This window comes from Alkalihalobacillus sp. NPDC127517 (genome assembly GCF_050276055.1).
Taxonomy (GTDB): domain Bacteria; phylum Bacillota; class Bacilli; order Bacillales; family Bacillaceae_D; genus Alkalicoccobacillus.
On the sequence record NZ_JBNNQX010000003.1, the window covers coordinates 131,933 to 149,719 of the forward strand.

The 17,787-nt window shown below is 39.1% G+C and carries 12 protein-coding genes; 4 read left to right on the forward strand and 8 right to left on the reverse strand.

Annotated elements, in window-relative coordinates:
- Window positions 1-3: 3 nt before the first annotated feature.
- From ACQKKO_RS04885 to ACQKKO_RS04915, 7 genes are all read right to left on the reverse strand, one after another.
- Window positions 4-966: an ABC transporter permease gene (locus ACQKKO_RS04885; protein ID WP_498644876.1), complete on the reverse strand. Its 963-nt coding sequence runs from the start codon at window positions 964-966 to the stop codon at window positions 4-6.
- A gap of 49 nt (window positions 967-1,015) precedes the next feature.
- Window positions 1,016-2,515: an extracellular solute-binding protein gene (locus tag ACQKKO_RS04890; protein WP_498644878.1), complete on the reverse strand. Its 1,500-nt coding sequence runs from the start codon at window positions 2,513-2,515 to the stop codon at window positions 1,016-1,018.
- Between the two features lie 526 nt (window positions 2,516-3,041).
- Window positions 3,042-4,544, reverse strand: a complete 1,503-nt coding sequence (locus ACQKKO_RS04895; RefSeq protein WP_498644880.1) for an extracellular solute-binding protein — start codon at window positions 4,542-4,544, stop codon at window positions 3,042-3,044.
- Between the two features lie 215 nt (window positions 4,545-4,759).
- Window positions 4,760-6,268, reverse strand: a complete 1,509-nt coding sequence (locus ACQKKO_RS04900; protein ID WP_498644882.1) for an extracellular solute-binding protein — start codon at window positions 6,266-6,268, stop codon at window positions 4,760-4,762.
- Between the two features lie 162 nt (window positions 6,269-6,430).
- Window positions 6,431-8,770: a helix-turn-helix domain-containing protein gene (locus tag ACQKKO_RS04905; RefSeq protein WP_498644884.1), complete on the reverse strand. Its 2,340-nt coding sequence runs from the start codon at window positions 8,768-8,770 to the stop codon at window positions 6,431-6,433.
- A 26-nt stretch (window positions 8,771-8,796) separates the two neighbouring features.
- Window positions 8,797-9,552, reverse strand: a complete 756-nt coding sequence (locus tag ACQKKO_RS04910; RefSeq protein WP_498644886.1) for an NAD-dependent epimerase/dehydratase family protein — start codon at window positions 9,550-9,552, stop codon at window positions 8,797-8,799.
- 221 nt (window positions 9,553-9,773) lie between these two features.
- Window positions 9,774-10,832 (reverse strand): ABC transporter substrate-binding protein, encoded by a 1,059-nt coding sequence (locus ACQKKO_RS04915; protein ID WP_498644888.1) that lies wholly within the window; start codon window positions 10,830-10,832, stop codon window positions 9,774-9,776.
- A 41-nt stretch (window positions 10,833-10,873) separates the two neighbouring features.
- On the opposite strand from ACQKKO_RS04915, the gene ACQKKO_RS04920 reads away from it, so the two are divergent.
- The gene (locus ACQKKO_RS04920) at window positions 10,874-12,475 is read left to right on the forward strand and encodes an ABC transporter substrate-binding protein (RefSeq protein ID WP_498644890.1); all 1,602 of its coding nucleotides are present in this window, start codon (window positions 10,874-10,876) and stop codon (window positions 12,473-12,475) included.
- Window positions 12,476-12,569: 94 nt separating this feature from the next.
- Window positions 12,570-13,289, forward strand: coding sequence for an IucA/IucC family C-terminal-domain containing protein (locus tag ACQKKO_RS04925; RefSeq protein ID WP_498644892.1), 720 nt, complete (start codon window positions 12,570-12,572; stop codon window positions 13,287-13,289).
- A gap of 227 nt (window positions 13,290-13,516) precedes the next feature.
- Here ACQKKO_RS04925 and ACQKKO_RS04930 read toward each other — a convergent pair whose 3' ends face one another.
- Window positions 13,517-14,224 (reverse strand): GntR family transcriptional regulator, encoded by a 708-nt coding sequence (locus tag ACQKKO_RS04930; RefSeq protein WP_498644893.1) that lies wholly within the window; start codon window positions 14,222-14,224, stop codon window positions 13,517-13,519.
- 167 nt (window positions 14,225-14,391) lie between these two features.
- Between ACQKKO_RS04930 and ACQKKO_RS04935 the strand changes: the two genes are divergently transcribed.
- Both ACQKKO_RS04935 and bglA read left to right on the forward strand, forming a co-directional pair.
- Complete coding sequence (locus ACQKKO_RS04935; protein ID WP_498644895.1) at window positions 14,392-16,290, forward strand: beta-glucoside-specific PTS transporter subunit IIABC; 1,899 nt, start codon at window positions 14,392-14,394, stop codon at window positions 16,288-16,290.
- Window positions 16,291-16,303: 13 nt separating this feature from the next.
- Window positions 16,304-17,737, forward strand: coding sequence for a 6-phospho-beta-glucosidase BglA (gene bglA, locus ACQKKO_RS04940; RefSeq protein WP_498644897.1), 1,434 nt, complete (start codon window positions 16,304-16,306; stop codon window positions 17,735-17,737).
- The last annotated feature ends 50 nt before the right edge of the window (window positions 17,738-17,787 follow it).

Below are 17,787 nucleotides of genomic sequence, written 5' to 3' on the forward strand. Positions count from 1 at the left end.
TTTCTAATAAACGCCCTCTTCGCCGTATTTTTTGGCCAATTTATTGGCACCAATAACAAGGATGAGGCCGACTATTCCTTTAAAGAAACCTACTGCTGTACTGTAACTAAATTGTCCTTGCTGCAAGCCGGCGGTAAAGACGTACGTATCAAAGATCTCTGCTACGGCTCGGTTAGATGAGTTTAGGAGTAGATACACATGCTCAAAACCTAACTCCAAAACATCACCAATTTTAAGAATTAACAAAATGATGATGACACTTCTAATTGACGGAAGCGTAATATGCCAAATCTGTCTTAAGCGACTTGCTCCATCAATCTTCGCTGCTTCATAAAGCTGTGGATCTACCCCAGCAATAGCAGCTAAGAAGATAATTGTTCCCCAACCTGACTCGCGCCAGATAATCTGCAGGATATACATTGGTCTGAACCACTCTTCACTTAAGAGGAAGTTAATTGGTCCAAAGCCCATTGCACGTAACAAACTGTTAATGATTCCTCCGTCTAATGTCAGCATCACATAACTGATTGAAACGATTACTACCCAAGACATAAAGTGAGGAATATAGATAAGCGTCTGGATACTCTTTTTATAAAACTGATGTCTTATTTCATTTAACATTAGAGCTAAGATAATCGGTATTGGAAATGCTATGACTAACTGGAGAATAAACAAAACAATCGTATTCTTAAAGATCATCCAGAAATCAGGGTCTTGGAATAATCGTTCAAAGTGAGTGAAACCAACCCATGGACTTCCAGTGATTCCGAGATAAGGCTTGTAATCTTGAAAGGCAATAATCAATCCATACATAGGGAAGTACTTATAAATCAGAAAGTACAAAATACCTGGAGCAATCATTAAGTATATAAGCTTATTTTTCTTTAATTTATTTACCCGTTCCTTACGCCTTGCTGCTTTAAGGTTTATCTTCTGATTAGGTTCTAAAGAAACTTGATTAGCCATACTACACCCCTTTCATTGAGAGGAGCAGTTTCCTGCCCCTTGATTATGATTAGTTCAACTCGTTATAAGACTCTGTGTACTCGTCCATGATGGTTTGTCCGCCTTGATTTTTCCAGTTGTCGATTGCTTTATTAAATCCATCTTCATCAAGTTGTCCAAGAATGTACTGGTATGTTGCATCTTGAATAATTCCTTGAAGTCTTTCGCCATTTTGAATGTATTCATCTGAATGCAAACCAATGGACGCGTCTTGAATTAAATACTGCTCATTATCTTTTTCAAGCTCCGTTGCTTTTGTTTTAGGTGGGTAATCAGAATATCCTTCATAACGGCCACTCGTTTCAGCCTCACCAATTTCAATAGAAAGATATGGTTTCACTTCACGGTCAGCTGCTTGCTGGTTTTCAGCAATTGTCTTAGCTAGTCCATCTTCTACTGTGTAATGCTCATCTTCTACTCCCCAAACAAGTGTGTTCATCGTGTCTGTATCCATCAGCTTATCAAAGAAATCAAGGATTTTCTTAAGATCATCCTCCGTTTCAACAGCTGATTTAGGGAACATCATTAAGCTTCCATAACCAGGGATAGACCAGATTCCGTATTCTCCATCTGGACCTTCAACGTAGTTGTGAACATCTAATTCAACATCAGGATTTAACGCGACTGCATCACGATAAATGGTTTCAACGTCACCCATTGATCCGATATAGATTCCGGCTTTTCCTGTTTTGAACATGTCTTGCTGGTCTGTTTTACTTGTTACAGGGAAGTCCTGGTTCATGTATCCGTTTTCATGAATATCTTTAATATAATTTAACGTATCCATATACTCATCAAACATAAATTCTGGAGTAATTACACCATCTTTAATTCCCCAGTCGTTTGGAGTACCATGCCATGATGCGATTGCCTTGAATGCACCGTACTGCATATCATTACGGTCTGTAATTCCCATCGTATCATCTCTGCCGTTTCCATCGGGATCATCCTCTGTAAACGCACGTGCCATTTCATACACTTCATCAATATTTGTTGGAGCTTCAAGTCCTAGATTATCTGCCCAATCCTTACGGTAGATAATACCTGATCTAGATAACGGTCTACCTTGATAGATTGAATAGATCTTTCCATCAATTTTAGAGTTTTCTAGAATCTCTGGCTTCAATTTACTTAAATTCTCGTACTCCTCTAAATAAGGTCCAACTTCCCAGAATTGATCATCCTGAATGGCACCGATAAAAAGATCCGGATTTTGAATCGAAACAACCTGTGGAAGCGTGCCTGTTGCAAATGCAGCATTTAAACGCTCATCGTAGTTATCTCCTGGCACCCACTGAATATCGAGTGTTGCACCTGTTTCTTCTTCAATCAAATTTTGGATTTTTTTATCTGGGACTTCAGGAGTATGCAATGTAGCCATCATTGTGATCGGACCATCGCTCGCTCCCCCGCCTTCAGATGAAGCGCTTTCATTTTGATTACAGGCAGTAAGCCCTACAAGTCCTACACATACACCTGCATATAGAACAACTTTCTTAGATCGTTTCAATGTAATTCCTCACTTTCTTTTGTGGATTTCTCGTTTGTCTTTTAAAGCTTAATCTTAGTGTACCGATCAATGAACGTATTGAGAATAATCATTGCATTGGTTGGTAGATCCTAGCATGGGTAAGGGTTTGAGATGACATATGGTCTAATGATTACTTGCGTTACTTTACAAGTTATAGGAAAATTCGGCTTCACTCACGATTACATTTCCTGAGTAGGAACTAGTTAAAAATAGTAAAAGGCTTTGACATACCATTAATGTTGATAGCAAAAAACGAACACAGCACAATATCCGCTTCAGGAGAATCCCTCCCACCCACGGGGTACGGCCTCAGCCCCTTTCGCGGGAAAAACGCCGCTACAGTGTGTTCACCGGGTACTTTTTCACAGGAGTGTCGGGTTCTCCTTCCGCTCGTCTTACTAAACAATACGGAAAACAGAAATGGCGAATGATTCGATCGTAGAATCATTCGCCACTTTCTCATTAATTTTTAGTTTTAACTTGGTCTCTTTCATCTAAGAATCATTTATTGTTTCTGCTTATAATGTTCCGTGAATTCATCCATAATTTTTTGTCCGCCTTGGTTTTTCCAATTCTCTACTGCTTGATTGAACCCATCCTCATCGATTTGTCCAAGTACATATTTGTATGTTGCATCGTTAATAATTTCTTGGAGTCGCTCGCTGTTATGAATATATTCATCGGAATGTAAACCAATTGATAAGTCAGGAATCAAGTAATTTTCATTATCCTTTTCGAGCTCTGTTGCTTTCATCTTTGGTTCATAATCTGAATAGCCTTCATATCGCCCTGAGGACTCAGCTTCTCCGATTTCAAGTGAAAGATACGGTCTTACCTCACGATCGATCGCTTGTTGGTTTTCAGCAATTGATTTTGCCAATCCATCTTCTACTGTGTAATGCTCGCCTTCGATACCCCACACGAGTAGATTCATCGTATCGGTTTCCATTAACTGATCATAGAAACCTAGAATGTTCTTTAGATCTTCTTCTGTTTTTACAGAGTCCTTAGGAAACATAAGTAAACTTCCATATCCAGGAATCGACCAGATCTTATATTCTCCATCTGGACCTTCTACATAGTTATGAACATCAAATTCAGCATCTGGGTTTAGAGCCGTTGCATCTCGATAAATACCTTCTACATCACCCATTGATCCAATATAGAGACCTGCTTTACCTGTTTTAAACATATTCACTTGATCTGTTTTACTTGTAACCGGAAAATCTTGGTTCATATATCCATTCTCGTGAATCCCTTTAATGTAGTTGAGTGTATCCATGTATTCGTCAAACATAAATTCTGGAGTAATGATACCGTCTTTTTCACCCCAACCATTCGGTGTCCCATGCCATGAAGAAATAGTTTTGAAAGCACCGTAATACATTTCGCCTCGGTCAACTAAACCAATCGTATCGTCTTGCCCATTTCTATCTGGGTCATCCTCGGTGAATGCTCGAGCCATTTCAAATACTTCATCAACGTTTGTTGGCGCCTCGAGTCCTAGATTTTCAGCCCAATCTTTTCTGTAAATAATACCTGATCGAGACAGCGGTCTTCCGAGGTACAAAGAAAACAGTTTATCGTCAACTTTTGAGTTATCTAAAATATCAGGATTAAGCTTACTTAAATTTTTGAACTCATCAAGATAAGGCCCAATCTCCCAAAATTGTCCATCCATGATTGCTTCTCTAAATAAATCAGGGTTTGAAACCGTCACAACTTGTGGAAGAGTACCCGTTGCAAACGCGGTATTAAGTCGTTCGGTGTAATTGTCACTTGGAACCCATTGAATATCAAGTGTAGAATCTGTTTTTTCCTCAAGTAAATCCTGAAGTTTATGATCAGGTACTTCTGGAGTGTGTAGTACAGCCATAATTGAAATAGGATCATTGCTCGCTTGACCCCCGCCCTCATTTGAAGCGCTTTCATTTTCACTGCATGCTGTTAATCCTAATAATCCGATACAAATCCCTGAAAATAGAGCTACCTTTTTTATGTTTTTCAAAAGTACTCCCCCGCTCAATTTTAATTTGTAGTGCGAATTCAAAACGATAGTGCTCTCCTTATCAGAAAGCACTATTGGTTGTATATATTCGTTTGCTTCTGCTTAAAATCCTTTGTCAATTTATCAATTTGACCTAGAATGTATTTATTAGTTATTAAAAGAAAAAAAATAAGCGCTACTTTTTGTTAAAAGAAGCGCTATTTATTCATTATAACTTACTGAGCGTTATAAGCCTCTGTGTATTCATCAATCATATCTTGACCACCTTGGTTCAACCAGTTATCAACAGCTGCATCAAACCCTGCTTCGTCAAGTTGCCCCAACATATACTTGTACGTAGCATCATCAATGATTCCTTGCAGGCGATCACCGTTTTGTACATACGTATCCGACACTAAACCAACAGATAGATCTGGTATTAAGTACTCTTCATTATCCTTCTCTAGCTCTGTTGCTTTTGTTTTTGGTTCATACGTAGATAGACCCTCGTATTTACCGCTTGTTTCTGGCTCACCAATTTCAAGTGATAAGAACGGTTTTACTTCTCGATCGTTTGCTTGTTGGTTATCGGCGATTGATTGAGCTTTTCCGTCCTCAAGGGTATAATGCTCTCCCTCAACGCCCCATGTCATGAGGTTCATATTATCGGGCTCCATCAACTGGTCATAGAAGCTAAGAATATGCTTCAATTCTTCTTCTGTTTCTACAGAAGAACGTGGGAACAGGAGCATTCTGCTATAGCCTGGGATGGACCAAATTCCATACTCACCATCTGGACCTTCAACATAGTTATGAACATCAAATTCAACGTCAGGATTTAGGTCGGTTGCATCTCTGTACAATGTTTCAACGTCACCCATTGAACCAATGTACATTCCGGCTTTTCCTGTTTTAAGTAAGTCTTGCTGATCTGTTTTACTTGTAACTGGGAAGTCTTGATTAATGTAACCGCTCTCATGAAGATCTCTAAAAAAGTCTAACGTATCTTTATACTCATCAAACATAAATTCTGGTGTGATGTTACCATCTTTTTCACCCCATTGGTTCGGTGTACCAAACCATGAAGCAACGGATTTGAACGCTCCATATTGTAGTTCATTTCGGTCCGTTAAACCAATTGTATCATCTTTCCCATTTCCATCTGGGTCATCTTCTGTAAATGCTCTTAGCATTTCATATACTTCGTCCGTTGTAGTTGGAGCTTCAAGTCCTAAATTATCAGCCCAATCTTTACGATAGATAATTCCTTGTCTCGATAAAGGTCTCCCTTGGTAAATCGAATATAATTTACCTTCAAACTCCATATTTGATAACACATCGGGTTTTAACTTTTTTAGATTTTCAAATTCATCTAGATAAGGTCCAATTTCCCAAAATTGATCATCCCTTAAAGCTTCGTAGAACATTTCAGGTCCAGATACATATAAAACTTGAGGTAATGTGCCGGTAGCGAACGCTGCATTCAAGCGTTCTTCATAGTTGTTTTGTGGAACCCATTGAATATCTAATGTAGTATCAGTATTTTCTTCAATCATATTCTGGATTTTCTTGTCTGGTACTTCAGGTGTGTGAAGTACTGCCATTATTGAGATCGGTTTAGCATCTCCTTTGGCTTCACCAGAGTCACCACTCGGGGAAGCGCTTTCATTTTGGTTACAACCAACTAAGCCCAACATTCCAACTACAACACTTGTACAGACTACCGCCCTCTTCATTTTTTTCATATATTCCTCCCGAATATTCTGTCTATTGGCTCCTAAGCGCTGTTAAAAACCTACTCAAAGTGTAGTCGCTTAACAGGAAAACAGTAATAATCATTTTATTAGATTCGTGTAATCCCTGCTATATAAGGGATACACGAACCTAATGCATTAACATTTCATATTTTACCCATTTTTAGAATGAATCGTATGATCTCTTCGATTGTCTGTACGATATTGTCCTGGAGTGACACCTTCTTGTTTTTTGAACGATCGGATAAAGTTTTGAGAGTTATTGTATTGAAGTTTCTCTGCAATTTCTTTGACTGGTTTTGTTGTTTCTGATAAAAAATGTTTGGCCATTTCAAAACGATAATAGGTTACATATTCACTAAATGTCTTTCCGGTACTTTGCTTAAAAACCGTACTTAAGTAATTTGCATTGTAGTGAAGGTTTGCAGCACACGATTCGAGAGTTAGTTCTTTATCATAATGCTCTTGTACATAGACAATCATTCGATCAGCTAGCTGTTGATATTGAGAATCATGTATGGAATTAAATCGATCAAGTAATGGTTTTAATAAATTCTTCTTAAACCAGGCCTTCACATCTTCCTTACGATGAAGCTTTAGTAATTCCTTATAGAGATCCGCTTCAGTCCGGTCTTCAAGATTCGTTTGATACAGACCACTTTCCTGTCTTAGTCTTAAGAGCTTTGTTAACAGTTGATTAAATGAGACTTGATATTCACCTAGAAATTCAGCTTTATCAAAGATGCTGTTGATCCATTCATCGAATAGCGTGTAGGCATTATTGTTATCCCCTTCTCGTAAAGCTAACATCAGTTCTCCTTCAATCTTTTTAGGGTATTGATAATCAGCCAGCTTTTTTCTGGATCCCGACTTAATACTTTCATAGAAAATCACAACATTTTGTTCATACTTTAAGCGGTGAGCTAAAGCCTCATTTGCTTCCTGCATTGCCGTTGGCGCATCGGTGAATTCTTGAAATGGAGAACTCACTCCTATGCTGATTGGCAGTTTCAAATACTTATCAATGTAATCATGAATAAGTTCCGTGACCTTGTATGCACATTGATTAATGTCTTCCTGAGCGCCTTCCACACCAATGAATATGAGAAGAGAACGATCATTCCATACAGTAGGTAAACGATTTGGCTCCTGTATCACTTCTTCTACAATGTTTTTAATTGCAAACGTATGCCATTCTTCTTGTGGCACGCTCGATTCCCCATCCTTTAATTGATGATCTTGATCATACCTAAGAACGATCATGGTCATAGCATCCCATGTATCTATTTTTTCATCTAGTTTATAAATCTTTCTTTTTTCATTGACCTCAACTGGATCAAATGTCTTTCCCTCGTAGTAACTTCTAAGAAAGAATAGAACAGATTGCTTTAAGTGTTTGTGAATATCTTTTTCTAATCCTGCCTTAGAATCAAATAGTTCATTAAGATGTCGTTCAATCTCTGCTACATCATTATTATTTGCCGTGACTGGAACCGATTGAGACTGTCTAGCAAGGTGAAGCAAATTATTGATTGGACGATACAAGTTACGACTAATAAGCCAGACTGCAACTAAACAAAAAAGAATAATACTCGTTACAACGATAAATGTAAACCAGCCAATCGTATTGGATTCTTTCGTTAATTCTTTAAGAGAAGCACTGTACACATAGGTCCAATTGTTATCTGGTGACGTTGCATAGGTAACTACATGCTCGTCCCCATTTACTTGCGTTTGGTACTGACCTACCTCTTCAAGCTCTCCTGGTAGACCTTGGTTGTACCCGATATCTAAAAGTGATTGGCCAATACGATCAAGATCCTGATCAATGAGGATGTTCCCATTTCGATCAAGTACGAACTTTTCACCTGTTCCCTCATTATCTGCAATCATGTCCATCAGTGTGCACATTGGAACATTAGCCAGAACCATGCTCGTTTTATTAATCGTTTTTTCGGGCAGCTTTTTTACTAATCCGATGGTATAAGCGCACTCGCGATTAATCAGGTTATCACTAAAGTCTTCATTATTAAGTAGTACCCAACCCATATCATTCTCAATATTCATAAGTGATTCATAGTTTTCTCGGTCACTATACTGATCAAGCCTTTTTAATCCCTCATTTTTCACAATCCAATTCTGTTCCATATTAACCATGATGACTTCTTCTACTTTGGTTCCTAAAGATTGAAGACGAAAGAAATCACCCTTCATATTCTCCAATAATTTAAAATCTTCAGCAATTAGCGGTCGCCTTAATGCTTCATTTATAGTCTGAGAATCAACTAATACGTCGACAGAATGGCTGACAATAGAAAGGGTTTGTTCAATATTTGAACGCATCTGCTGTATAAATTCGATATTTTCATTACTAATCTTTTCTTCAACTTGCTTAACAGATTGGTTGTATGAAAAAACCCCGACAATAAGAACGGGGATAATACTAATGAGTGCTCCATACAAAATCAATCTTGCCTTATAACTATATTTCACTTCAGTACCCCCTTATTCCGAAAGACCTACTCCCTTAAAACATCCTGTGCATTACGTAAAGAGTGATAACGAAGTTCTTTTTGCGCACGCTCAGTTGACCATGGTTTTCCTTCATTATCTGACACTGCATAATAGGTTCCTGATCCACTCGTTGGCTCAAGTGCTAACAGAAAATATTGAACAAGGTCCTGCTCTGTTAATAATGTATGCTGGAGTCGCTTGTTCTGGATAAGCGCTTGCTTTGATGCGTCTTTTGGAAACGATCCAATTCTTATATTGATTACGGAAAGGTTTTGTTGATCTGAAAATAGTAAGCCTAATTGTTCTGAGGCGAATTTTAATACACCATATAACCCTTTCGATTTAGGAACATCTTCTGTTGTAATTTCTCTGTTTAGAAGCGACATTCCCTCGTCTTCATAGCCATCTGTTATATGATTGGTACTTGCAAAAATAACTTTAGGAATCTTTTTTTCAACAGCCGTTTGAAAGACATGGTAACTGGCACGAAAAAATATGTCCGTCATTTCATGAAACCGTGTCTCATTAAGACTGTTTTGAGTACTTGAATTCAAAAGATTTATTAATGCGACCGTTTGACTTGGTATATGTTGAATGAGTTCATTTTTATTTAATGCGTTCGCTTGTTGAAATTGAACTGTTGGATGGTTCAGATTCGGATTATTCAAATCCAAAATTATCACCTTATAATGTGATGAAAGACCTTTTGCGAGAGCCCGTCCTACGGTTCCTGCTCCTCCAATTAGTACAATTGTATCCATCGCTAGTGTCCACATCCTTTGTACAGCGTAATTGTGACCTACAATCATGTAGTTTCTCAACAACAATGTTTCTTATACATTGGCTTCTAACGATGAATTATCAAAAATGACATATCTTAACTATATCATGTTAACGTTTTCATAACAATGAATCATTTTACTGCTGAAAGTCAATGAATCCTCGTAAACATTAAAAAAACAGACATCGCTAGGACGTCTGTTTACTCCGCTTCCAATAGTTCCTCTGCCACTTGATCAACAACAATGTTTAATGCGAGTGGCGAGTAGTATCCCACCCAGAGCGCTGTATCTTTTTCATACACTTGACCTTCTTTAACAGGTTTTAACCCCTGCCAGATGGAAGTCTCTTTAAATTCTTTAGTGAGCTCCGCATTTGTCGCATCCTGCAGTAAGAAAAAGTGATCCGCATTTAAATCAGGTACTATTTCAATTGAAATCATGGAACTCGTATCTGCTTGATCTTCTGCAAGCTCTGGAGCTTTTAATCCTAAATCATTATAGAGAATTTCTGAAGTCCGGTGATCGGTTGTATGAAGACGAATCATATCATCTCTTGGACGAATTAAAGCGACCGTTTCTTCGGACATTGTTTCCGATAGCTCTTCTCTTAATGCATCAACCTTTTCATTGTAATCCGCAACAATAGATTCTGCTTGATCTCTTTTCCCTAAGATATCTCCCATTTTTAGCTGAATGGTTTTCCAATCTTCCATTCGATCAAATACAAGCGTGGGTGCAATACTTTCTAATTGATCTTGAATCCCTTCATGAGCATCTGTTGCAATTATTAAATCAGGTGTTAATGATAGAATTTGTTCAACATTGGGTTCTTCATATGTTCCAAGTAGGGTCGGGTCCCCAGGTAAGTCCTCAAGGTACTCAGGAAGTGCCTGATCTGTACTTGCATATACAGTCCCCACTGGCTGTTTGTCTAAAGCTAATAAATGATCCAAGAATTGAACATCAAGAACGACAATATCCTCTGGCACTTCTTCAAATGTCATGTCCCCTTTTAAATGTTCAATGGTAGTGATCTGTTGTTGTTCGTTAACTGCTTCACTAGAATTTTCGTCTATATGTTGATCCGTTGTTGAGTCCCCACACGCAGTTAGAAACAAAACGATACTCACCATAAACGGTATTAAGCTTTTCCCTATCACCCTAGCCACCTTCATTCTTAATTGATATTGATAATCATCTGCACTTATAATACTATATAGAATCAAGGATTGATCGTCCATGGATGTTTCGGTTTCCATATGGACAATTCAGATATGAATGGAAAAGGAGAGATCTATCTATGTCATCTCGCTTGTCAGATGAGAAAGAGCTATTCTCATGTCTCTACAAACTCGAACACCTTCTATACATACAAACAGAGATGAGCATTCACCTTGAAGCATTCCAGCAAGGGTTGCTATATATCGATCAATCTGATGGCCCATTTCGAGTAGATGGGGTTGTACAAGAACCAAATCAGAACTCATTCTTTTTTATTCCAGCGAACATGAATCAGAAGAGGGTTATTACGTTTGATAAAGGTCTAAGAGGATATTTTCTCTCATTTTGTTCCCTGTTAGATCAAGGACAAGGATCCTATAAGGCTGTCTCACTTAAACTTCCTCCCATACTTGATTCCAAATTAGCTCAAACGTTTGTCACGAATGCTCGTGACATTTTAGATTGTCTACAGCACGATCAAATGAAGGCAAATCTTTTATTCCAAAAGTGGATTTACTCTCTTTTGATCGAGTTAACAACCAAATCGACTCTATCGGTTAAGCAGTTAATTCAAAAAAGTAAAGACTATATAGATGACCATTATCACACGGAGTTAACACGTGAGCAGCTTGCCGCGTTAACAGGATTGAATACGGATTATTACTCACGTACCTTTAAATCTTATTATCAGAAGACACCGATTGAATATGTAAACGAAGTACGCCTTCTTCATGCAAAACAGAAGCTACTTCAATCTGACGAAACGATCCGTACCATTGCAAAAAGCGTAGGGTTTAACGATGAATTTTATTTTAGTAGACGATTTAAAGCAAAGGAAGGGTTCTCCCCTTCTGTCTATATCAACAAATTAAAAAATTCAATTAGATTAGCTTCACTTAACCACCTGGTTACGGGTCATACCCTGGCGCTTGGTATTGAACCATATGCAGCGATGAGTCATGCTGCCTTTCCTTTATCAGAGACCTTCGTTCATGCCATTTCTATAGGTGAGCATCAACCAAGTGTAGATAAGTTACTCGCAGCAAATCCGGATCTAATAATTCGATGTTCAACTCAAAATCAAATTTCAAACAGCAAGGAGAAGATGTACTACACAATCGCCCCTACTGTCAGCCTGTCCTTTCAAGATAGCTGGCAAAATCACTTACACACTATCGCACGTTTAGTAAATAAAGAGGCTGAAGCTAAGCTCTTTCTGGAGGAGTATGATACAAGAGTAGAATTTATAAAGAAGAATGTACATCACACAATTGGTCGTAAGAATCTATTAGTGATTGGACTCGGAGGAGATTCATTGTGTATATATGGTAAACGGAATCTAGGAACGGTCCTCTATCATGATTTAGAAATTACTATGCCTCAGGAGGTTCGGGACATCGAACATATAAAGGAGACCTCCTTTGAAGAGATCCATAGAATGAATCCAGACTATATTCTTTTGACCATCTATCGTAGTCATAACAAGCTTCCGAGTAGACAGGCACTGCGCAAGCAATTCCATGATTTAAAGCAAGCTCCTCATTGGAAATCGCTACGAGCTGTTCGGAATCAGCAAATTTATTCGATCATTAACAGAAACCATTTATATACGAGCTATAATTCACTCTCAAACAAGCTATTTTTAGAAAAAGTAAATCAAATGCTCGTAGCCTCCTCTTAATTGTTCAGTGAAAACACGGAAATCTCCATGTTCAACCTTCAATCAATCGCAAATAATGGAGAGTAGCGATGAATGTGGAAGGTGATCTGGTTTTATGAATGAGTTATTGAGAGAAGAATTAGTAGGCTTAGGAATACGACCTGTACATAGAAGAGATGAAATTCAAGCAATCCCCTCTCACCACTTAGTAAATCAAAACGCGTGCCTTACATTTCTTCAAAGCTACATGAAGAAGATTCAGGCACCAAATATACGAATTACTGCTTCTCTGTTTATGAAGCAATATGCACGAATCACGATTGCCGCCGTACTTTATCAAATGGGTTCCAAGAATGGACATGTTACACTTCCACTCTCAAGCTGTTATGTTGGAGAAGATCGTAAACTGTTTGTTGACCAAGAACAAGTGGTTTGGAATGAGTGGACCACTGGCTCTCGTGAAGAGTGGTTAGATCGCAGTTTGCGACCTTTGTTCACCTATCACTTATCACCAGTGATCTCAACGCTGCAGCAAACAGCAAAGGTCTCTTCTTCAATACTGTGGGAGAATGTTGCCGTTCGTATTAACTCTTTTTACCGCGGACTTCTTCAAGAAGACCTTAGCCATGAACAACAGGACCTGATTAAAAAAGACTTTTCCTTTTTAAAACAATCAACTGGAGACCTTTTCGGTTTGGAAATAAACCCTCTTTCACCCTACTTGCATCTAGATACATCATTTAACACAAGACGTACATGCTGTATGTACTATTTAGTTGGCAAAAAAGAATATTGTGGTGTGTGTCCGTTAACAAAAGAGAGCGGACATAACTAAAAATTATTACAAAAATGGCGAATGATTCAATTGCAGAATCATTCGCCATTCGTTTTTTTATTGAAAAAGCGGAGGGAGAACGCGGTGAAGACACTGTAGCGGCGATACCCGCAAAGGGGGCTAAGGCCGTTCCCCGCGGGTGTGAGGGATTCTCCCGTAGCGGTTATATTGCTATGCTCGTGTTTTACTCGTTACATTATTGTTATGTCCCGGCCTCCTCTCCTTACCTAAGAGGAGTATCCTGTTGATTGGAAAAAGAATTGAGATTGCTCGTAGTTATACGTCACTTTTGAATAGTCAAATGGTTGGGCATTATTTAGGTAGAATATCGTCTCCACAAATAGTTTAGGATCGCCCACGTTAAGCTCCAATAGCTCTGCCTCTTCCCTCTTCAGCTTATTAATGTGCATGTACATGTCCGAGAACCCAATCTTCTGACCTAGACCCTCAGAGATGTAATCAAAGATCGAACCCTCTACAATCTCCTGATTCAAATACGTAACAATCGATTTATTGTAATATGACTCCTCTAGGCAAAGCGTCTGACCACTAATGTAGCGTACACGCTTTACATAATAGACGTCTTCTGTTAAATCGATATTCAAATTCTCCGCTACTTCTTCTGTTGGTTTCCGCACATCTAATTCAAGCACCTTAGCCGTTATGTTAAAACGACGCAGTTCTCCACTAAACCCTTGATTTGAGAAACGAATATAGCCATTTCGCTTTTGCTTTCTTACAAAGATCCCACTTCCCCTTACTTGATAGATGAGTCCTTTTTTCTCAAGCAAACTAACTGCTTTCATCACCGTACTTTTACTCGCTTGAAATTCGGTCATCAAATGCTCAAGTACAGGCAGCTTTTTCCCTTGTTCATATTTCTTATCAACGATTGTCTGTTCAATCTTCTGCGCGATTTCTTCGTACTTTAACATATGCATTCCTCTTTTTACGAATTAGTCTCTTGGATAAATGATACCACATCATGAACAGTAGCTCTTCTTGAAAAATAGTATATAAATAAATTTATTATTAGGTTATTGATAAATTAGTACGTAACAATTATAATGTAAGCGTACAACAGAATAAAGGAGTGTATGAGATGAGCAAATCTGTTAGAAATTATCCTCAATTGGCGAAAGATATATTAGAAGCTGTAGGAGGAGACGAGAATGTTGTTGGCGTTACACGTTGTGCCACCCGTCTTCGGATTGTATTAAGACGTTCTAAGCCTGCTGCTAAGGATGCAGTATCCTCCTTACCAGGTGTGATCACCGTTGTTGAAAATAATGGACAGTTCCAGGTTGTCATTGGACAACACGTTGGAGAGGTTTACGATCACTTTGCTGGATTAGTCAATGTTGACACATCAAGTGAAGGAGACGAACCTGTTCAAAAAGGTTCTATTATGAATCGAATTATTGCAACGATGTCAGCTGTTTTTGCACCATTTATCTATATTTTGGCTGCAGCAGGGATTCTTCAAGGTCTTTTAATTTTACTAACATTAATCTTCCCTGCCTTTTTAGAAACAGGAACGTATCAGGTATTTAGCTTCATTTCGTGGGCACCATTTACGTTTTTACCAATTTTCATTGCAATAACAGCATCTAAACATTTTAAAACAAACATGTTTATCGCTGTTGCAGCGTGTGCTGCATTAGTAAGTCCGGACTGGGCTGACATGGCTGCACGTATTGCAGACGGAGAAAGCATTACCTTTTTAAATCTAGGTTTATCAGAGACGGTGTATACATCATCCGTTCTTCCACCACTGTTTCTAGTATGGTTCTTATCGTATCTTGAACGATTCTTAAATAAGAGAATTCATGAGGTTGTTCGACCATTGTTTGTACCACTTATTTGTTTAGTCGTTATGGTTCCACTTACGCTTGTAGCGATTGGACCAATCACTACTCTTGGTGCAAACGGAATTGCAAACGGCTACAACTTCTTAGCTGAAAATGCACCGATTTTAGCTGCTACAATCATTGGTTCATTATGGCAAGTCATCGTTATCTTTGGCGTTCATTGGGGTATCACACCAATGATTCTTGCAAACTATGAACAATACGGACAAGATTCATTCCAGGCTTACCAAACGATCGCCGTTATTGCTCAAATTGGAGCGGTACTTGGTGTGATTTTGAAAGCGAAAAGCAAGGAAACGAAAAAAGTTGGGATCTCTGCAGGGACAACTGGATTATTTGGTATCACAGAGCCCGCCATTTACGGGGTAACACTACGCTTTAAAAAGCCATTTATTTTCGGGTGTATCTCTGGGGCTGTTGGAGCGATTGTGGCAAGTTTCTTTAACCCTTATTACTACGCCTATGCTGGGCTCCCAGGTCCACTTACCATTGTGAATGGTATCAACGCAGATAATCCAACATCTGTTTGGGGGATTGTCATCGGTTCCGCGATTGCGATTATTCTACCTATTGTACTTGTCCAGATTTTTGGATTTGGTGAAGATACAGCCAAACAAGCAACAGATGAAAAGAAATCAGAAGCTACACCAAAAACAGAGAATCCAACTAGTGCAAATGAAGAGACAGTTGCTGCTCCAATGAATGGAACGATTCTTCAGCTTAGCGAAGTCCCTGATGATGTCTTTGCGTCAGGTGCAATGGGTAAAGGCGTAGCCATCCAGCCATCTGAAGGCAAGCTGCACGGTCCATTTGATGGAAGTGTTGTGATGGTTGCTCCAACCAAACATGCGATTGGAATTCGTTCTACTACAGGAGTTGAATTGCTGATTCACGTTGGTTTAGACACAGTGAAATTAGACGGCGCACCATTTACTCTTTCTGTTAAAGAAGGAGATAAATTTAAAAAAGGTGATCTCTTAATGGAGTTTGATCAAGAAGCCATTATCCAGCGTGGCATTGAAACAATTACACCAATCATTGTGACGAACACAGGCGATTTTTCAGAGGTTATGATCGAAGAAGGAACAAACAGCTCTGTCGGACAAGCATTAATAACTGCAGTAAAATAAAGGAGGAATTACAATGAAACAATTACCGAAGGACTTTTTATGGGGCGGCGCACTCGCTGCCCACCAATTTGAAGGTGGATGGAATCAAGACGGGAAAGGTCCAAGCGTCGTAGACGTTCTGACCGCAGGTGCCCACGGGGTTCCAAGACGTGTAACTGAAACGGTGGAAGCAGAATCCTTTTATCCAAACCACGAGGCGATCGACTTTTACAATCGATATAAGGAAGACGTTGCACTATTTGCTGAGATGGGCTTAAAATGCCTTCGTACCTCAATTGGCTGGAGCCGCATCTTTCCAAAAGGTGATGAGGCAGAACCAAATGAAGCAGGTCTAAAGTTTTATGATGATCTGTTTGATGAACTGATTTCACACGGCATCGAGCCAGTTATCACACTATCACACTTTGAAATGCCACTACATCTTGCAAGAGAATACGGTGGCTTCCGTAACCGTAAAGTAGTCGACTTCTTTGTGAAGTTTGCAGAGGTTTGTTTTACTCGCTACAAAGATAAGGTTAAATACTGGATGACATTTAATGAAATCAACAATAAGATGGATGCGGAGAATCCATTATTTCTTTGGACAAATTCTGGAGTGGTTGTAGAGGAAGGCGAAAATGCGCGTGAAGTGATGTATCAAGCAGGACATCATGAGTTAATCTCTAGCGCCCTAGCTGTGATCAAAGGAAAAGAAATCAACCCTGACTTCCAAATCGGAGCCATGGTATCTCACGTTCCTGTGTATCCATTCTCATCAAACCCAGATGACATTATGCTCGCTGAAGAGTTAATGAGAGAGCGCTACTTCTTCCCAGATGTACACGTTCGTGGCGTATACCCGAACTACGTCTTAAAGGAATTTGAACGCGAAGGCTTTAACATCGAGTTCTTAGAAGGCGACGAAGAAATCCTACGTAATGGTAAGGTTGACTACCTTGGATTTAGCTACTATATGTCAACAACAGTGAAAGCTGATAAAGAAGCAAGTCACTCGCTTGTTGTAAATGGCGGATTAGCAAACAGTGTAGACAATCCATACATCAAAGCAAGTGATTGGGGCTGGAGTATTGACCCAGTTGGCTTACGTTACACATTGAATCGCTTTTATGATCGCTACCAGATTCCTTTGTTCATTGTTGAAAATGGCTTTGGTGCAGTCGACCATATTGAAGAGGACGGATCCATTCACGATCCACAGCGTATCCAATACCTACACGATCATATCGAGGAGCTAACGAAAGCCGTAACCTACGATGGCGTTGACCTAATGGGCTATACACCTTGGGGGATCATCGATATTGTCTCTTTCACAACGGGTGAAATGAAAAAACGGTACGGTATGATCCACGTTGACCGTGACAACGAAGGAAACGGATCCATGAAACGCTCCAAGAAGGATTCCTTCGAATGGTACAAAAACGTTATTGCGACAAATGGTGGAGAATGATAAGTTCATGAGAAAAGCGCAGGTTGCCCTCTTAGGGTCCTGCGCTTTTT

What these genes read in the sequence shown, in the direction of transcription:
- ACQKKO_RS04885 (WP_498644876.1), bottom strand. Translation starts at nt 966, where the DNA reads ATGGCTAATCAAGTTTCTTTAGAACCTAATCAGAAGATAAACCTTAAA.
- ACQKKO_RS04900 (WP_498644882.1), bottom strand. Translation starts at nt 6,268, where the DNA reads ATGAAAAAAATGAAGAGGGCGGTAGTCTGTACAAGTGTTGTAGTTGGA.
- ACQKKO_RS04910 (WP_498644886.1), bottom strand. Translation starts at nt 9,552, where the DNA reads ATGGATACAATTGTACTAATTGGAGGAGCAGGAACCGTAGGACGGGCT.
- ACQKKO_RS04915 (WP_498644888.1), bottom strand. Translation starts at nt 10,832, where the DNA reads ATGGAAACCGAAACATCCATGGACGATCAATCCTTGATTCTATATAGT.
- ACQKKO_RS04920 (WP_498644890.1), top strand. Translation starts at nt 10,874, where the DNA reads ATGTCATCTCGCTTGTCAGATGAGAAAGAGCTATTCTCATGTCTCTAC.
- ACQKKO_RS04925 (WP_498644892.1), top strand. Translation starts at nt 12,570, where the DNA reads ATGAATGAGTTATTGAGAGAAGAATTAGTAGGCTTAGGAATACGACCT.
- ACQKKO_RS04930 (WP_498644893.1), bottom strand. Translation starts at nt 14,224, where the DNA reads ATGTTAAAGTACGAAGAAATCGCGCAGAAGATTGAACAGACAATCGTT.
- ACQKKO_RS04935 (WP_498644895.1), top strand. Translation starts at nt 14,392, where the DNA reads ATGAGCAAATCTGTTAGAAATTATCCTCAATTGGCGAAAGATATATTA.
- bglA (WP_498644897.1), top strand. Translation starts at nt 16,304, where the DNA reads ATGAAACAATTACCGAAGGACTTTTTATGGGGCGGCGCACTCGCTGCC.